The sequence below is a fragment of the Massilia sp. LC238 genome, from assembly GCF_000735635.1.
Classification (GTDB): Bacteria; Pseudomonadota; Gammaproteobacteria; order Burkholderiales; family Burkholderiaceae_D; genus Telluria; species Telluria varians.
The window spans coordinates 74,662-91,737 of sequence record NZ_JNNN01000030.1 but is presented as its reverse complement, the minus strand read 5'-3'; the positions used below and the strand labels follow the sequence as shown (position 1 = coordinate 91,737).

Here is a 17,076-nt window from a genome sequence, read left to right as displayed (position 1 = left end):
TGTGGACCTGCGCGCACACTGGCGCAGCCGCGAACGCTACACCGTGTTCGACACGCACTACGGCGATGGCGCCCGGGTGCGTGCGGTGCAGGAGGCCTGGCGCGCCGACCCCGACGCTCCCGCGCGGCTGCACGTCGTGGCCCTTTCCGATGGCCTGCTGCCGGGCTTTCACCGCATTCCGCAGGACGACCCGCGGCTGACGCTGACCCTGCTTGCCGCGCCGCTTGATGCGGCGCTGGCGCAGCTGGGCGCGCAGCCTGATTATTTTTTCCTGCAAGAAGTCGCCGGCGCCGCTTTCGCGCGGCCATTGGCGCGCATCGCAGCGAGTGGGGCGCAGCTGGAAGCCGATGGACTGGTGGACGAGCAGCGTGCGGCGCTGCAGGCGCAGGGTTTCGTCTTTGACGATGACGGCAGGCGTGCGGTCTTTGCCAGCCGCAAGCCGCGCCTGCCGCTGCCGCCGCTGCTGCCGCAAGCGCACAAGCGCGCCCTGGTCATCGGCGCAGGGCTGGCCGGCTCCGCCGCCTGCGCCAGCCTGTGTGCGCGCGGCTGGCAGGTCACCCTGGTCGAGCGCCACCCGGCGCCGGCGATGGAAGCATCGGGCAACCTGGCCGGCATCTTCATGCCGCTGCTGTCGCGCGACGACAATATCCCGACCCGCCTGACCCGCGCCGCCTACCTGTATGCGCTGCGCGCCTGGCGCAAGCTGGGCGGCATCGGCGGCGCCATCGAAGGGCAGGCCTGCGGCGTGCTGCAATTGGCGCGCGACCCTGGCCACGCCGAGGTCTCGCGCGCCATCGCGCGCGAGGCGCATTACCCGGCGGATTTCGCGCGCTGGCTCGAGGCTCCCGAAGCCGAGGCCTTGCTCGGACTGCCGGCACCAAGCGGTGGCTGGCTGTTCCCGCAGGGCGGCTGGGCCCGTCCCGGCAGCGTGTGCGAGGCGATGCTGCAGTCCTGCGGCGAGCGGCTGGTGCGCCGCTTCGGCGCCGGCAGCATCGCCCTGGAACGCAGCGGCGACGAATGGCTGGCGCGCGCCGCGGACGGTGCCGTGGTCGCGCAGGCGCCGACCGTGGTGCTGGCGAGCGGCGCCGGCGCGCGCAGCCTGGCGCAATCGCGCGAGCTGCCGCTGGCGGCCCTGCGCGGGCAGGTCAGTCACCTGGACAGCGGCAGCCTGCCCGCCTTGCCCCTGGTGCTGTGCCGCGAAGCCTACCTGACCCCGGCGGCCGGCGGCATCGCCTGCGCCGGCGCCACCTACGACCTCGACGCCGACCCGCAGCTGCGCCTGTCGAGCCACGAAGAGAACCTCGAGCGCCTGCGCGGCCTGGTGTCCGACCCGCTGGCTGCCGCAGGGGCGCCGCTGGCCGGCCGCGTGGGCTTCCGCTGCGTGGCGCCGGACCGCCTGCCGCTGGTCGGCCGCCTGCCGGACTTCGGCGCCGCAGGCAGGACCGAGCGCCTGCGCGACGTGCCGCGCCACCCCGGCCTGCATGCGCTGCTCGGCTATGCCTCGCGCGGCCTGATCTGGGCGCCGCTGGCGGCGGAACTGCTGGCGGCCCAGCTCGAAGGCGAACCGCTGCCGCTGGAGACCAGTCTGGTCGATGCGCTCGACCCGGCGCGCTTCGTCCTGCGGTCTCGCCGGGCGCCACGTGGACCCGTTTTGGCGGATGAGTAACGTGTTGCGTTAGCGCAATAAGTTACATTCCGCCAGAAAGTGTCAAATCGCCGGCGGTATAATTGACTTACGGTAATTTTTAGGCTGGAAGCCGGCCAATTCGATGGAAGACCCACACTCGCCCCTGTCCATGTTCCTCGCGTCGACTGCGCACGACATGAAGAATTCGATCAGCGTCCTGTCCGGCACGCTCGAGCGCTTGCTCGACGACGCCTCGCCCGAGACCGAGAAGGCCTATCCGCAAATGGCGCAGATGCTGTACCAGACGCGCCGCCTGAACGACAACCTGATGCAGCTGCTGGCGCTGTACAAGCACGTCGGCACGCCGGAGTATCCCTTCGACGTGCAGCCGCTCGAAGTCGGCCAGCTGGCCGAGCAGGTGGTCGCCCTCGAACGGGTGCTGCTGGAGTCGCGCGGCATCGCGCTGGAGCTCGACGTCGATCCCGAGCTGGTCTGGCACTTCGACGAGGACCTGATCGTCGGCGTGGTCTCGCATGCCGTCAACAACGCCGTGCACTACACGCGCGACCGCATCTTCCTGAGCGCGCGCGAGCGCGATGGCTGGCTCGAGATCCGCGTCGAAGACAATGGCGCGGGTTTTCCGGCCACGCTGCTCGAGGCGGGGAGCGCGGCCATGAACGGCATGGCGGCCGGCGTCAACTTCCTGACCAACAGCGCCGGCCTGGGCCTGCATTTCTCGCGTGAAGTCGCGCGCATGCACCGCCACCGCGAGCGCAGCGGCGCCGTGCGCCTCGAGAACGGCGGCCGGCTGGGCGGCGGCTGCTTCATCCTGACCCTGCCATGAACGCCGTGATCAACGCCGTGGCGGCGCCGAGCGCCGAACAGGTGGACTGGGCGTCCAAGACCTACCTCGTGGTCGACGACTTCATCGGCGTGCGCCAGCTGCTGCGCGAAGCCTTGCGCAGCCTGGGGGCGCGCAACATCGACCAGGCCTCCAGCGGCGGCGAGGCCATGGGCCTGCTCAACAAGACCCGCTACGACGTGGTGCTGTGCGACTTCAACCTCGGCGAGGGCAAGAACGGCCAGCAGGTGCTGGAAGAAGCGCGCATGCGCAACCTGCTGCTGCCCTCGAGCGTGTTCCTGATGGTGTCGGCCGAGAAGAGCGTGGAGTCGGTGATGGGGGCGGCCGAGCACCAGCCGGACGCCTACCTGGTCAAGCCGATCACCGAAGGCGTGCTGCTCAGCCGCCTGAACCGGGTGTGGCGCAAGAAGCAGGTGTTCAGCCTGATCGACCAGGCCTATGCCGAGAAGGACTACCTGCGCGCCGCCCGCCTGTGCGACGAGCAGATCGCGCTGAGCAAGGCGCACGAGATCGACCTGCTGCGCATGAAGGCGCGCCTGATGGAGAAAAGCGGCGAGCCGGGCAAGGCGCGCGAGACCTACGAGCGCGTGCTGGCGCAGCGCGAGTACCAGTGGGCGCGCTCCGGCCTGGCCAAGATCCGCATGGCGGACGGCGACTATGAGCAGGCGCGCCAGATGTTCCAGACCGTGATCGCCGAGAACCGCTACTACATCGATGCCTACGACCAGCTGGCGCTGGCCTGGCAAAAAATGGGCAAGCACGAGGAAGCGCTGAACGTGCTGGAGCGCGCGGCCAAGCTGTCGCCGAATTCCGTGCCGCGCCAGCGCAACCTCGGCCAGGCCAGCCTGAAGCTGGGCAACGTCGGCATGGCCGAGAAGGCCTTCCGCAAGTGCATCTCGATCGGCGAGTACTCGATCCGCAAGACGCCGGACGCCTATCTGGGACTGGCGCGCGTGTGCGGCCTGAAGAACGATCCGAAGGAGGCGCTGCAACTCCTGATCGCGGCGCAGCGCGAGTTCGGCGCCGACCATCCGGACATGGAACTGCGCACCAAGATCACCGAAGGCCTGGTGTACCACGAGAGCGGCGACTACCGCCGCGCGCGCAAGGCCGGCGACGAGCTGGAAGCGCTGCTGCAGTCGACCGGGGAACGGCCCGACGTGCCGACCTGCCTCGAGATGGCGATCCTGCTGTTCGCGGTGGGCGTCAAGGAAGCGCCGGTCGACCTGCTGTGCTACGTGATCCGCAACAACCATGACAACAGCTTCCTGCAGGACGAGGTGCAGCAGATCTTCGAGAAGGCGCGCATGGGCGAGGAGGGCGAAAAGCTGATCCGCGGCGCGCGCAAGGAAGCGATCGACCTGATGAACCAGGGCGTGCTGCTGTGGAAGACCGGCAAGCTGCCGCAAGCGGTCGAGTGGATGCGCAATGCCAGGGCAGCGCTGCCGCACAACGTGCGCATCCTGTTCAACTCGGCGCAGATCCTGATCTCGCACATGCAGCAGCGCGGCTACAGCGCCGAGCTGATGGAAGAAGCGCACGGGGTGCTGGCCCACGTCGACCGGGTGCAGCCCGGGCAGCAGCGCTTTGCCCAGCTGATGGAGCAGTTGATGGCGCTGGTGCCGAAGGTGGAAGAGGACGCTGCACAGGAGGCGGCCGGCCCGGCTGCCGCCGGCCAGGCTGCCGCCGCCTGAGTCAGCGCCAGTTTCCCCGCACGTCTTCGCAACGCTGTCCCTGCGCGGCATTGCCGTGCCGCCGCGCCAGCTCCGCGCACAATACCGCGACATCGAGCCCCCCATCGCGCGCGCGCGCCGCTTCCACCGCGCCGTCCAGCGCGCACTCGCCGATGTACTGCCCCAGCGCCCGGTAGCTCTAAAACTGGGTCTCGTCGAACCACTGGTCCACCGAGCTTTCGTGCGGATAGGCGGGGTGCACCTTGCGGTAGTTGAGCAGGTCGGCGTTCTCGCGGCCGACGATGGCCGGCTTGATGTACAGCAGCGTGCCGTCCACGCCGCCCTGGTCCACCTGGCTGTAGCGCACCGTGCCGACCGCGCAGCTGGCGCCGCACAGGCCGCCGTCCAGTTGCGCCAGTTTCGAGACGTCGAGGTCGATGCGCACGTGCAGGTCGGTGCCGACCTTGCGGATCGCATTGCCGAGGTCCGCGAAGGCCAGCGCCCCGTCGCTGGCCACGTCCACCGCGATGATCAGGCGGCAGCGCCGCCGCACCAGTTCGTAGATGCCGAGGTTGTCGAAATGCCCGCCGTCGGACAGGTAGACGTAGGTGGCGTCGGCATTGGTCAGGCCGAACAGCTCGGCCAGCAGGCTGAACAGGCCGACGCGCGGCGAGGACTGCTGCCAGGCCGCCTTGCGCGGATTGGGACACCAGCGCCCCAGGCGCACGTTGAACATCGTCATCAGGAAGTTCAGCGGCGGCGAAGAGTGCGCGCCCATGTTCGGGCTGGCCGCCGCGCCGGACACCGCGACCGCCATCCCGAGCCGCACGCCGGCATCGTCGTCGGCCCCGGCGCCCGAGCGCGCGCCGTAGGCGCCGGTAGGGCGGTAGCAGCCGCGCGCGGCGTCCAGCGACTGCGCGCTGCCGGCCACGCCGTGCACCGCGGCGCTTTCCACCGATCCGGCCGGCAGTTCGAAGCCGCAGTAGCGCGGCGTGAAGGTGAACGAGGCCGCCTTGCGGGTGCGCCAGGCCAGCTCTTCGCCGCCGACCAGGTTGAGCGAGGTATTGATGATGTGGCAGGGGCGCTGCTGCTTCAGGTCGGCCAGCAGCGGGTCGTCGCCGGGATCGAAGCCGGTGAAGGGGTGGGGCTTGCGCGCACGGCTGCTGGCGCCGAAGTAGGCGCGCACCAGGCGGTTCCGGTACAGCATGTAGAGCGAGAACTTGTTGATGTCGACGCGCCAGCCGAGCAGCAGCGCGGCGCCCAGGAAGAGCGCGAAGGCCCAGGCCAGCCGGCTGCCGCTGGTGGCCAGGGTGGCGTTGGCATGTGCGCCATAGACGCAGGTCAGCGTGATCGGCTCGGGGCAGGCGATGCGCGGCGGCGCCACCGCCGCCTGCACCAGTGCGCTCAGCAGGGCGAACACGCCGGCGGTGAACACGTAGGGCGCGATCCGCGCCGCCACCTCGAAGCGCGTGTCGCCCGCGCGCAGGCTGCCGGCCCAGGTGCCGGTCCGGCTGCCGCTGCCGGCCTTCAGGCCGAACCAGGTCACGAGCAGCCAGCTGGCCGCAGTAGTGATGTGCGACCACACGTTCTGGGTCAGCCAGGCCCAGTGCAGCAAGGGGGCCAGGAAGAAGGAGACGCCGAACATCGAGACCCAGGCGAGCGCGAAGATCCAGGTCCAGGCGCCCTGGCGGCTCCACCATTCGCGGCTGGCGTCGCTGTACAGGCGGCCGATCAGGCCGATCATCAGCGTCATGGTGCCGGCGAACAGCGCCATCATCAGCGGCATGCCGAAGGTGGTCAGGGCGATCGCGTTGTTCAGCACCGGGTGCGTCTTCGGGGCGGGCAGCAGCGACAGCCCGGCCAGCAGCAGCAAGGTGCCGATCCCGAGGGCGCCGAGGGCGCAGGCCAGGTGCGACAGGCCCTCGAACATCTCGGCGCGCGTCAGGTCGGCCGATGGCGGATGCGGATGCAGCAGGCGCGGCACCACGGCGAGGGCGGTGGCCACCATTAGCAGCACCACGAACAAGGCCAGCAGGCCGTTGACCAGCAGGTCGCAGGTCTCGCGTGCCATGAAGCGCATCATCGTTTCGGGGGCGAAGGTGCGCGCCGCCGCGCACAGCACCGCCAGTACGGCCACGATGAATGCGCCGCACACCACGTAGCCGGCGCGCCGGTAGATGCTGGTGCGGTCGTGCGCCAGGTACCAGCCGCAGGCCCACACCACGAAGTAGGCGAAGCCGGGCGCCAGCAGCCAGTGGGCGCGTCCCGCCAGCTGCGCCGGCAGCGCAGTCCATTCCCAGAAGGGCGTTTCGCCGCCGTGCCGCCACAGGCCCAGGCTGCCGAGGAAGCCCGCCAGCAGCAGCGGCAGGTTGATCCACCACAGCACCGCGCCCTGCGACAGCGGGAAGCGGCGCCGCCCGCGCGAGCCGGTGGGCTTGCTGGAGACGCTCAGGGCGATGCAGAACACGGCGAACAGGAACAGCAGCACACCGGCCATCCAGCACAGGTCGGCATACACGGCCCACGGTCCGCCGGGGTCGACGATACGGTGCACGGCCCACACGGCGGCGCGCGGCAATAGGAGCAGGGCGCACAGCCAGGCCACCAGCATCGTCAGGTTCAGGCCGGTGTTGCGGGCATAGGTGCCGATCAGGGTCCAGGTGTCGGCGCTGAACATGCCGCCGCGCGGCGACAGGTAGTTGCAGTACTGGCGCAGGAAGCGGATCGCCGGCGCCTCGGCGCGGCCGGCTGCATTTGTCCCCCCTGGCGCTAGCATCTCCTCGACCTTGCGCACGTCGCCGCCCTGTTCGTGGATGCACTTGGACAGCCAGCCGCCGATGAAGCCGCCGCCGGAAACGGTCGACAGGTAGTCGAGGTGGCGCAGCAGCCGCTGGTTCGCCAGTGCCTGCAGCACGCCGAGGCCGAAGGTGGCGCTGCGCACGCCGCCGCCGGACAGCGCCAGCCCGACCATCCCGGCCTTGTGGGCGCGGGCGGCAAGGTCGGCGCCCGGTGCGGCGTCGGGGTCCGGGTGCAGCAGCTCGAGTTCGTCGCGGAACACGTCCTGGAAGGTCGCGCCGCTGACTTCGTCGAGGCGCTGCAGGGTTGCGTCGTCGAGCACGCCGCGTCCGGCGATGCCTTCGCGCCGGCGGAATTCGACGATCGCCTCGGCCAGCTCACCCAGCGTGCAGGCATGGGCCGGCGGGCGGCAGCCGGCTGCTTCCAGTTTGCGGCGCAGGTCGGCGATTTGCGCCGGAACCAGGCTGGCTGGGTCGAACGAGGACACGGGCACTCCTCTTGATGAGGGGCGGGATCGGAAACCGGTCCCGCTGAGTCCAGTTCAGCACGCCAGGTAAGCGGACGCTACCGAATAGATCAAGAGTGCGCCCTCCAGTAAGTCTGGTAATCTTGCTTATGGTAAAAGCAATGATGTGAAATATGGAAAGCTCATGGCCAACATCTACCTGTTCATCGGCGTGCTCTTCCTGGGCATCGCCGCCTTGCTCTATTTCGTACCGAAGCGCAGGATCCTGAATTTCGTCGACTACGATGGGCAGGCATCGATCGTCCGCATCAACCGCTATGCGGCGCCGCGGCTGCTCCTTCCCGTGGCCGTGAGTGCCGGATGTGCCTATATCGTCGAGACGCGGCCGGAACTCGCCGTGCCGCTCCTGTTCCCGACCATTATTTCCATCCTGGCCGCCGTGGTCTGGATTTCTGCCGGCCTCACGCGCCTGAAGGATCGTTGAGGGAATCCTCCACAGGGCCGCAAGCCTCGCGATTGCGCAGGTAGTGTTTGTCGAGCGGAAACGGCGGCAACCAGGACTCGCGCCGTACGGTCCAGTTCTCGTAGGTCGGCATCAACTGGTCCGGCGCATCGAGCGTGCCCAGGTGCACCTCGATCTCGTCCCCGCTGCGCGCGAACACCGAGGACCCGCAGCGCGGACAGAAGTGGCGGCCGCAATAATCGCGGGTGTCGCCGCTGACCGTTACCGCATCCTGCGGGAAGATCGCGGCGGCGTAGAACAGGGCGCCGTGGTGCTTGCGGCAGTCGAGGCAGTGGCACAGGCCTACCCGGTGCGGCCGCCCCGAGGCCAGCAGCCGCACGTCGCCGCACAGGCAGCCGCCGCTGACATCCATCTCAGCCCTTGTCGGCTTTGACGCGCGGATTGCGGCCCACCCGGCCGGAACCGCCCGGGCTGGCAGGCGCCGCCGGCTCCGCGCCGCCGGACACGTCCAGCGGCGAGCCGCCGCGCGCTTTCGGTTCGGCCGGGGGCGGGTTTGCCGCACCATCGTTGCCGCCGGAGGGCGCTTCCGGGGTGGCGCCGGCTGCCGGCATGGCGCTGCTGACTGCCTGGCGGAATTGATCCTGCAACAAATTCCACCACGCGACCGCAGCCGGCATGGCGCTGTTCGCGGCCGACTGGGCTGCCGATTCCGCCTGGCCGGAAGAAGCGTCGGCCTTCGGCTCCGGCGCCGGCGGCGGGGGAGGTGTCGGGGCGCCGCCGGCCTGCTGCGCAAAGAACTGCGTGAAGGGCGCCGCCATGGCCGGGTCGCTGCCGGCGCGCTGCATGGCCTGCGCCATGCTGTCGCCCATTGCTTTCAGGGTGGCAAGGGTGCCGCGCTGGACTTCGAGCGCCTGGATGGTTCCGCGTAGCATGCCCAGGTTCAGGTTGAGCCAGGATTCGACCGCCTTGAGGTCGGCGATCTTCTTGTCCAGTTCGTCCACGGACAGGCTGGAGCCGGTCATGCCCGGCATGCCGACGCCGGGGATGTTCATGCTTCCCCAGAGGTTTTTCACGAATTCGAGCGTATCGGGCATTCCGGCAGCATTGGGCGGCTTGAGCATCGTTTTCTCCTTGGGTAGACACCTAAGCGTAGCAGATAAATAACACGCGACAAAGCTGGTACCGCAAAGGGCCCAATGTGCCGCGCCCCTGCACCCCGGCTGCGCTCAGGCTACACTAGCGGCATGAGTTCCGCTTTTCCTCCTCAGCGGCTGCGCGCCCTGGTGCTGGGCACGCTCATCGTGCTGCTGCACTGGCTGGTGCTGGGCTGGCTCACCGCGGGCACGCAGGGCATCGCGCTGCCGGGACGTGAGGGCGAGGCTGCGATCACGCTGGCGCAGCTGCTGCCGCCGGCGCCGTTTGAAACGCCGGTGGCCGAGCCCGTGCCGCCGCCGGCGCCGAAGCTGATGCAGCCGCCCCTGCCGGACTTCGTACCGCTGCCCACGATTACGGTGACGGAGGACGTGGTGGGCGAGCCGGTGCGACCCGGTCCACCGGCGCAGGCGACCACGCTTCCCGCCGAGCCCGCTCCGGCGCCGCAGGTCGCTGCTGCCGCCGAACCCGCTCCGGCCGAACCCGACCCTGGCCCGGCGCCTATCGTGCACACGATGCGCCGCTACAAGGTGGACGTGCCGCCGCCGGCCGAGCTCAGCTACAAGGTGGCGCGCACCGATGCCGACGGCACGACATGGAGTGGCCAGGCCCTGCTGTCCTGGAAGCGCAACGACCAGTCTTACCGGATGCGCTTCGAGGCCGGCATCAAGATCGTGTTCGCACGGGTGAACCTGGCGGTGCTCACCAGCGAAGGCCATCTCGGCAACACCGGCCTGGCGCCGGTGAAAATGACGGAAAAGCGCCGCGGCCGTTCGCTCACCGCGACCCATTTCGACTGGCCCGGCAACAAGCTGACCTTCTCGGCCTCCGAGGGCAACTATGCCTTGCAGCCCGGGGCGCAGGACAAGGCCACGGTGCCGCTGCAGCTGGCGGCCATCGCGCGCGGCGACCAGGCCCAGCTGAGCGGCGACATCGACATCTTTGTCGGCGAAGAACGCTTTGGCGCTGTGTACACCTTCAAGGTCGTGGGACCGGAGGAAATCGACACCCCGCTCGGCCGCCTGCAGACCGTGCGCATTACGCGCCCGCCGAAACCGGGCTCGTACAAATCGCGGCTGGACATCTGGCTCTCGCCCGCGCATGGCTGGCTGCCGGTGCAGATCCGCAGCAGCGAAGCCAACGGCGCGGTAACCACACAAACGGCGAACGACATCGCCATGACCCAACCAGGATTCTAGATATGCAACATTCTGCCCTACGACACGCCGGCTGCGGCCTGCTGCTGGCGCTCACCCTGGGCACTGCCGGCGCACAGGATGCCCCGGCCGCCATCAAGCGCAAGTTCGAACTGCCGCCCTCGGCCGATCTGCACTATGAACTGCAGGCCCGCCAGCGCGGCTTCGGCCTGAAAGGCGAGGCCATCGTCACCTGGCGCGCCGGAGACGGCAAATACGCCGTGAGCGCCGAATCCAAGGTGCCGGTGCTGGGCACCATCACCCATGACCGCAGCAGCGGCACGATCGACGCCTTCGGCCTGGCCCCTGCCGAATTCACCGAAAAGCGCATGCGCAAGGACCCGACCACGGCTACCTTCGACCGCGAGGCGCGCGCGCTGCGCTTCAGCGAAAGCAAGCAGGTCTATCCGCTCAAGGGCGGCGAACAGGACCGGGTGTCGATCACCTGGCAGCTGGCCGCCGTGGCGCGCGGCGCCGGCGAGCGCTTCAAGCCGGGCAGCGAATGGCCCTTTTTCGTGGCCGGCCGCCGCGATGCGGAAACCTGGGTGTTCAAGGTGATCAAGCGCGAAAAAGTGCAGACCGGCCTGGGCGAGGTCGAGGCCGTGCTGGTGTCGCGCCAGCCGGTGGCGGACAAGAAGGACCAGGTGCTGGAGGTCTGGCTGGCGCCGCAGCACGAGTGGTATCCGGTCAAGCTGCGCTATGCGGACGGCGACAAGGAACAGATCGAACAGACGCTGAAAACTGTGACAAAACCGTAAACTGGATTTCACAAAGCACAATATTGCCTTGTTTTCAAGGCAATGGATGGGTGTGTCTTTCCTGCAATCAGGGGCCCCCGCGGAAGCTAGTTGCCGATCCTAAACTGTTATACTGGCGCCCCCGCGGACCGGTTGAGCCTGTCCGCGCCAGAGAACGGTACTTATATGATCGACCACCTTGGCAGCGCGGCGCTCGCCGTAGAATCCCTTTCGACACCCCTGGAAGACGACCCGCTGCAGGCGCACTTCCAGAACGGCGTCGCGCCCGACGAGATCGAGCAGGTTTACCACCTCAAGCGCGCCCAGCCCATGCTGTCGGCCTTCACGGCGCTATTCCACGGCACCCAGGACGGCGTGCTGGTGCGCCTGCTGGTGCTGCGCGAGCTGGCCAGCGATACCGGCGCGTCAAGCTTTTCGCGCGCCGACATCAACAACAAGCTGGCCTACCTGACCGCGGAAAGCCTGGAGACGGTCCTGAACCGCCTGCGCGGCCACGGCCTGCTGGCCTGGGACGGTCCCAGCGCCGTCTACCGCATCACGCCGCTGGCGCGCAACGTGCTGTCCGCGCTCGACACCCTGATCGCGCTGGGCAAACCGGAAGAAGACGATGCCGAGATGGGCTTCCTGCTGTCGCAGGTGGCCGGCGCCCAGGCCGTGGGCGGGGTCACCGTGGAGCAGCTGCGCCACCTGCTGGGCCGCCTGGTGGAACTGACCGAGGAGTTCCGCGACGCCATCGCCTCCGGTTCCGAATTCCGCCTGCGCACCTCGCAGGCGAAGTGGCACATGGCCTGCGACTGGGTCGAGAAGGGTTCCGTCATCCTGCGGGCGATTACCCAGGATCCCGCCGCCGATTCCGCCACCCACAAGGCGGCGCAGGCCATCGGCCGCGCCCAGAGCGCGCTCTTGAACATGCAGGGCATGTTCTCGCGCGCCCTGAACCAGATCGAGCGCCAGCGCGTGCACCTGGGCCAGTCCGGCCTGTCGACCACCGACGTGAAACGCTGGCTGCTGGCCCACGAAGACCTGGCCAGCCTGGCCGAGGAGGCGATCGACCGCCCGGTGGTGCCGCTGTTCGGCACCCCGGCCGAGATGATCGACGTGGCCGAGACCGAGCTGCTGCTCGAGCGCGTGGTCTCGACCGGCCCCAAGGGCCTGCCGACCGGCACCGACGCGCCCTTGACGGTCAACGACAACCCGGCGATGCAGGCGGAGCTGAACGACTGGATCAACAAGCTGGCCGACTTCGCCAACCTCGGCAACTTCCCCGAGTTCTCGGACAGCGGCCCGAAGAAGGTGGCGCTGCACGAGTCGCTGCTGCCGGCCAGCTTCGCCGTGGCGTCCTACCGCGCCTCGCTGCTGCCGCTGCTGGGCGATGCATCCGAGGCCAGCCTGCAGGGCGCGACCGCCGAGCTGGCGCGCCTGCCCGTGAAATTCGAACCGACGGACGAGATGATCCAGCTCGACGACCCGGAAGTGGCGGCGATGTCGATCGCCTCCCTCTCACTGAATCTTGAAAGCGGAACACCCGATGAATGACGACGCACAAATCCTGATCGCGCGCCTGCTGACGCACCAGACCCTGCGCCGCGACGACAAGATGGTCAAGCGCGCGCTGTCGGACGAAGCCTTCCGCATCGAAGTCGACAAGCGCCTGCTGGAATCCGGCCTGAAGCTGCTCGACAACGTCTACGCCGACCACGTGACGATCGCCCTGCACCGCAACGTCGAGCCGAAGATCTTCGGCGCCAAGGACATCTGGCAGAACAACAACTTCGGCCTGACCCGCGACGGCGTGGCCCTCCTGGTGGTGCTGTGGGCGCAGATCATCCTGCCCAAGCGCGAGCGCCAGGAAACCCACGTCACGGTGGCGGACGACCAGACCGACATGTTCGGGCAGGACACGCCGATCCCGCGCGCCGAGGATACCTCGATCGGCATCTCCTATACCGCGCTGCTGTCCGACTTCGGCGACAAGCTGGGCAAGAAGACCCGCATGGACATGAACCTGGGCGTGCTCTCCAAGCTCGGCTTCATCGAGCGCCGCGGCGACGTGATCCTGGAAGGCCCGCTGCTGGACCTGATGATGGACACCGACCTGCTGAAGGAACGCATCATCAACGGCGCCCTGGCCGACGTGTTCAAGCGCGCGCCGCTGGCCGCGGCCCCGCGCAAGATCGAAGCCGCCAACGACGAAGTGGCCGACGCTGCAACCGACGCCGCCGATGCCACCCAACTGAGCCCGAACTGAGATAGCCCATGTTCCACATCAAATCACTCGAACTGGTCCACTGGGATTACTGGCAGCGGATCAAGAACATCCCGCTGGACGCCAAGATCATCACGATCGCCGGCCAGAACGGTTCCGGCAAGACCACGCTGCTCGACGCCCTGCGCACCCTGTTCGGCCTGGACTGCTCGATGGGCCGCACCTATAAACACTATGCGCGCCACTCGGGCCAGCAGAGCGCCTGGCTGCGCGCCGTGGTCGACAACAAGCCGTCTGGCCGCCAGCTGTCGAACCGTCCGTTCCGTCATTCCGGCTTCTTCGCCGACGACGAGGTGACCCTATTCTGCCAGGTGCAGAAGAACGGCGGCGACTGGAAGCGCCAGTACCTGATGCGTCCGGGGAACGTCGAGATCGAGGAAGTCACCGACGCCACCGACTGGCTGGGCGTGGAGAACTACAAGAAGCGCCTGGCCTCGGCCGGCCTGTCGCCGGCCATGTCGAAGGTGCTGGCGCTGGAGCAGGGCGAGACCGATAAACTGTGCGAATACGCGCCGCGCCAGCTGCTGGACCTGGTGTTCCAGGTCTTCGGCGACAAGGAAGTGCTGGACGCCTACGACGAAGCCAAGCGCCACCAGCGCGACACCGAGACGGAACTGAAGCGCTTCGAGGCGGAACTGGAAACCTCGCGCATCAACCTGGAAGGCTTGCGCCTGCGCGTGGCCAACTACCACCAGTGGGAAGACCTGCACAAGGAAAAGCGCGAGCTGCAGGAAGACGTGCTGCCGGCCCTCGAATACCACGAGGCCCGTGAAAAGGCGGCCACCATCAGCCGCAATCTCAAGGAAGCGCGCAAGCCGCTGCTTGCCGCCGATTCGATCCTGGCCGAGAAGCGCCAGCAGCTGGCAGCCCAGCAGCGTGCCCTGACGGAAGCGCAGAAGCAGGAAACCCAGCTGGAGCAGGAAGCCACCGAGCTGGCGAGCCGCCTCACCCAGGTCAACCAGAAGCTCAAGCCGCTGGAAAGCCTGCTGGAACAGAAGGAGCGCCTGCAGAAGCTGGCCGCGGACGCAGGCGCCGACCTGGCGGAAGTCGCCAACCAGCTGAACGAAAAAGAAGCGGAACTCGCCAAGCAAAAGCAGCAGCGCGACAACATCGCCGCAAAAATCGCCGGCGAGCTGGCCACCATCTCGGCGCTGCAGGGCAAGAGCGCGATGCCGGAGCCGGAAGCCCAGCGCCAGATGCGCCGTGCGCTGCGCGACGAGGGCATTCCCCACGCCATGCTGTCGGACATCGTGGAAGTGACCGATCCGAAATGGCAGGGCGCGGTCGAGGGTGTGCTGGGCGGTTACGCCTCGGTGGTGCTGCTGGAGAAAGCCAAGGATGCGCCGGCGGCCTACCGCCTGGCCGAGAAGGAGCGCTATCGCCACTTCATCGTGCCCGATTGCGTCGAGGCGCCGGTGGTCAAGGACGCCAGCCTGCTGTCGGTGGTGCGTTTCTCCGGCAAGGCGCCGGGCTGGCTGATCGACCAGCTGGAACGCATCGAGCGCGTCGATTCGGTGGACGCCGGCTTCAAGTCGGATTGCGACGAATGGATCACCCCGGACGCCTACCACCGCGAACGCCGCGGCGGCCGTTCGCTGTTCGTGGAACCTTCGCGCTACCGCTTCGGTTCCGCCGGCAAGACCCAGCGCCTGGAAGCGATCCAGAAGTCGCTCCCGGCCCTGGAAGCGCAGGAAGACGCGCTGACTCTCGCCATCAGCAAGCTGGCGGCCGAAGTGGGTGCGCTGAAGGGCCGCATCGCCGGCGTCGACGCTGCCAAGGAACTGGCGGCGCGCCAGGCCGAGTTCGAGGAAGCCACGCGCGCACTGCAGCCGCTCAAGGCCGAGCGCCTGGAAGTAGGCGCGCGCCTGGGCGAGCTGTCGATGCTGACCAAGAACGCGACGGTGGCGCGCACCCGTGCCGACACCGTGTGGCAGAACGCGCGCATGGCCCTGTCCGAAGCGGAAGCGGGCATGCGCCTGAACAACCGCCGTACCATCGAGCAGCGCACCGAGCATGCGAAAGCCCTGCTGGCATTGCGCAAGGGCTGGCGCGACCTGCCGAAGAACTGGAAGAACGCCGGCTGGCGCGGCGCCCTGGTTGCCAAGCACCAGAACGCGCACCAGGTCAACCTGCGCCTGTCCTCGCTGGAGCACGCCCTGGCGCGCGACGACTGGGAACAGGACAACACCGTCATCGACCAGTACGCGCGCCTGAACGACCAGCTGTCGGGCCGCCAGAGCGAGACCGAGGAGCGCCGCTACCAGAACAACCGCGCGATCGAGGCCACCGCCAACGCGCGCGGCGCCTACATCGAGCGCCTGCGCTACACCATCAAGACCTACTCCAAGAACATCAAGGAGCTGGGCGAGCTGGCGGGCATCGACGTCCAGGCCGATCCGGTGCGCCTGGAGAACGACGACGTGCAACTTGCCCAGGCCGGCCTGCACGTGCGCTTCAAGTTCGACGGCAAGGACCAGATCGGCATGAATGACGGCGAAGCCTCCGGCGGCCAGCAGGTGATGAAGTCGCTGGTGCTCTTGATCGGCCTGCTGAAGTCGGAAGAAGGCTCGGGCGGCTTCGTGTTCATCGACGAACCGTTCGCCCACCTGGACATCCGCAACATCCAGCTGGTCGGCGAGTTCCTGAAGAACACCGACGCCCAGTACCTGATGACCACGCCGCTGACGCACAACACCGACGTGTACGATCCGTCGGAGCTGACCTTGATCACCAGCAAGAAGAAGAAGGACGTGCAATGGGCGCAGCCGATCTTCGTGCTGCAGCGAAGGAAGGACGAGGCGAAGGCCGCGTAAAAACGAATGGGGCCGATGGCCCCATTTCTCATTCGAACTCCGGGGTCAGGTCTGACATTCGGACACGGACTGAGCAATACAATCGAAGTAATGCTCGAGCTCGTGTCTAAATGTCAGACCTGACCCCAATCTTCAAAAGAATGGGGCCGATGGCCCCATTTTTCATTCGGCGTCGATCGCCTTGCGCAGCTTGCGCCGCCACAGCAACAGGCCGGCAGAGTAGCGTCCGAAATAGCCCGCGGTCAGCCCCACGCACAGCATGGTCAGCATGTCGTCCGTCAGCTTCGGCGCCGGGATACCTTTGCCCTGGTTGGCATAGATCTCGACCCCGAGGTAGAGGATGCGCGCCACCAGGATCATCGCGAACAGGATGCCCAGCTGCGCCGGCGGGGTGAAGTAGTAGCCCTGTGCGGTGTCCTCGAAGCGGGTGCGCTTCAGGGCGTAGTGGCCCCAGCCGAGGCCGAAGGCCGCACCGGCCAGCAGCGCAGCCAGGTGGGTCGGGCGGTCGAACAGCTGCGCCAGCGGCACCAGGATCATGGCGCCGAACACCAGTACGCCGGTGTAGTGGCGCGAGACGATCGAGCGCTGGCGGACCATGCGGGCCTTGATGCGGTTGTAGACGCGCCAGACCAGCAACGGGGTCAGGACGAGCAGGGCGAGGGTGGTGATCGAAAGTTCTTGCATGGCGCGATGAGTTGGTTCAAGCCTGCCATTGTAGCCGCCTCGCACGCGAGAGGCAGCAAACGGCGGCCTGCGGGCCATCATGGTAAGGTGTCCGCTCCGCTTTGACGAGGAGATTCCCGCCATGAATGCAGAGCTGTTCGCGAATGTTCCTGCCCGGTTTCCTGTACAGGCGCACCGCGCACCGGACCCGGCCCCGATCGAGGAACCGGCGCCCGATCCTTTCGACACGCCCCATCCGCACCACCAGCCCGGTCACCCCCATCTGCCGCAGGGCGAGGAGGAGCCGGTGCCCGACCCCAAGCCGAGCCTGTTCTCCTGAG

Annotated in this window: 14 protein-coding genes; 10 read left to right on the top strand and 4 right to left on the bottom strand. The window is 67.9% G+C overall.

Annotated elements, in window-relative coordinates:
* Position 1 precedes the first annotated feature (1 nt).
* From mnmC to FG94_RS06350, 3 genes are all read left to right on the top strand, one after another.
* Positions 2-1,666: an FAD-dependent 5-carboxymethylaminomethyl-2-thiouridine(34) oxidoreductase MnmC gene (mnmC, locus tag FG94_RS06360; RefSeq protein ID WP_036208616.1), complete on the top strand. Its 1,665-nt coding sequence runs from the start codon at positions 2-4 to the stop codon at positions 1,664-1,666.
* A gap of 103 nt (positions 1,667-1,769) precedes the next feature.
* A complete protein-coding gene (locus FG94_RS06355; RefSeq protein ID WP_036208612.1) occupies positions 1,770-2,471 on the top strand; it encodes a sensor histidine kinase KdpD in 702 nt (233 codons plus the stop codon).
* Positions 2,468-4,183, top strand: a complete 1,716-nt coding sequence (locus FG94_RS06350; RefSeq protein WP_036208609.1) for a tetratricopeptide repeat protein — start codon at positions 2,468-2,470, stop codon at positions 4,181-4,183. Before FG94_RS06355 ends, FG94_RS06350 begins: the two co-directional genes overlap by 4 nt.
* A 178-nt stretch (positions 4,184-4,361) precedes the next feature.
* Here the strand turns inward: FG94_RS06350 and FG94_RS06345 are convergent, their stop codons facing one another.
* On the bottom strand, positions 4,362-7,445 hold the full coding sequence (locus FG94_RS06345; RefSeq protein WP_081925845.1) for a patatin-like phospholipase family protein: 3,084 nt from the start codon (positions 7,443-7,445) through the stop codon (positions 4,362-4,364).
* Between the two features lie 163 nt (positions 7,446-7,608).
* Between FG94_RS06345 and FG94_RS06340 the strand changes: the two genes are divergently transcribed.
* Complete coding sequence (locus FG94_RS06340) at positions 7,609-7,908, top strand: hypothetical protein (RefSeq protein ID WP_036208605.1); 300 nt, start codon at positions 7,609-7,611, stop codon at positions 7,906-7,908.
* Here FG94_RS06340 and FG94_RS06335 read toward each other — a convergent pair.
* Positions 7,886-8,299, bottom strand: coding sequence for a GFA family protein (locus FG94_RS06335; RefSeq protein ID WP_036208603.1), 414 nt, complete (start codon positions 8,297-8,299; stop codon positions 7,886-7,888). The genes FG94_RS06340 and FG94_RS06335 overlap by 23 nt on opposite strands.
* Before the next feature lies 1 nt (position 8,300).
* Positions 8,301-9,008 carry a PhaM family polyhydroxyalkanoate granule multifunctional regulatory protein gene (locus tag FG94_RS27120; RefSeq protein ID WP_051996285.1) on the bottom strand — a complete coding sequence of 236 codons (708 nt, stop codon included), beginning with the start codon at positions 9,006-9,008 and terminating at the stop codon, positions 8,301-8,303.
* A 123-nt stretch (positions 9,009-9,131) separates the two neighbouring features.
* On the opposite strand from FG94_RS27120, the gene FG94_RS06325 reads away from it, so the two are divergent.
* The 5 genes from FG94_RS06325 to FG94_RS06305 all read left to right on the top strand — a co-directional run bounded on the left by FG94_RS06325 (position 9,132) and on the right by FG94_RS06305 (position 16,072).
* Positions 9,132-10,238: a DUF3108 domain-containing protein gene (locus tag FG94_RS06325; RefSeq protein WP_036208601.1), complete on the top strand. Its 1,107-nt coding sequence runs from the start codon at positions 9,132-9,134 to the stop codon at positions 10,236-10,238.
* Positions 10,239-10,240: 2 nt separating this feature from the next.
* Complete coding sequence (locus FG94_RS06320; RefSeq protein ID WP_036208597.1) at positions 10,241-10,993, top strand: DUF3108 domain-containing protein; 753 nt, start codon at positions 10,241-10,243, stop codon at positions 10,991-10,993.
* Between the two features lie 165 nt (positions 10,994-11,158).
* Positions 11,159-12,529: a hypothetical protein gene (locus FG94_RS06315; RefSeq protein WP_036208594.1), complete on the top strand. Its 1,371-nt coding sequence runs from the start codon at positions 11,159-11,161 to the stop codon at positions 12,527-12,529.
* Entirely contained in the window at positions 12,522-13,241 is a 720-nt protein-coding gene (locus FG94_RS06310) for a hypothetical protein (protein WP_036208591.1), read from the top strand. Before FG94_RS06315 ends, FG94_RS06310 begins: the two co-directional genes overlap by 8 nt.
* 8 nt (positions 13,242-13,249) lie before the next feature.
* On the top strand, positions 13,250-16,072 hold the full coding sequence (locus tag FG94_RS06305; RefSeq protein ID WP_036208588.1) for an ATP-binding protein: 2,823 nt from the start codon (positions 13,250-13,252) through the stop codon (positions 16,070-16,072).
* 162 nt (positions 16,073-16,234) lie between these two features.
* Here FG94_RS06305 and FG94_RS06300 read toward each other — a convergent pair whose 3' ends face one another.
* The gene (locus tag FG94_RS06300; protein WP_036208585.1) at positions 16,235-16,756 is read right to left on the bottom strand and encodes a hypothetical protein; all 522 of its coding nucleotides are present in this window, start codon (positions 16,754-16,756) and stop codon (positions 16,235-16,237) included.
* 121 nt (positions 16,757-16,877) lie between these two features.
* On the opposite strand from FG94_RS06300, the gene FG94_RS06295 reads away from it, so the two are divergent.
* Complete coding sequence (locus tag FG94_RS06295; RefSeq protein ID WP_051996322.1) at positions 16,878-17,075, top strand: hypothetical protein; 198 nt, start codon at positions 16,878-16,880, stop codon at positions 17,073-17,075.
* Position 17,076: the final 1 nt, after the last annotated feature.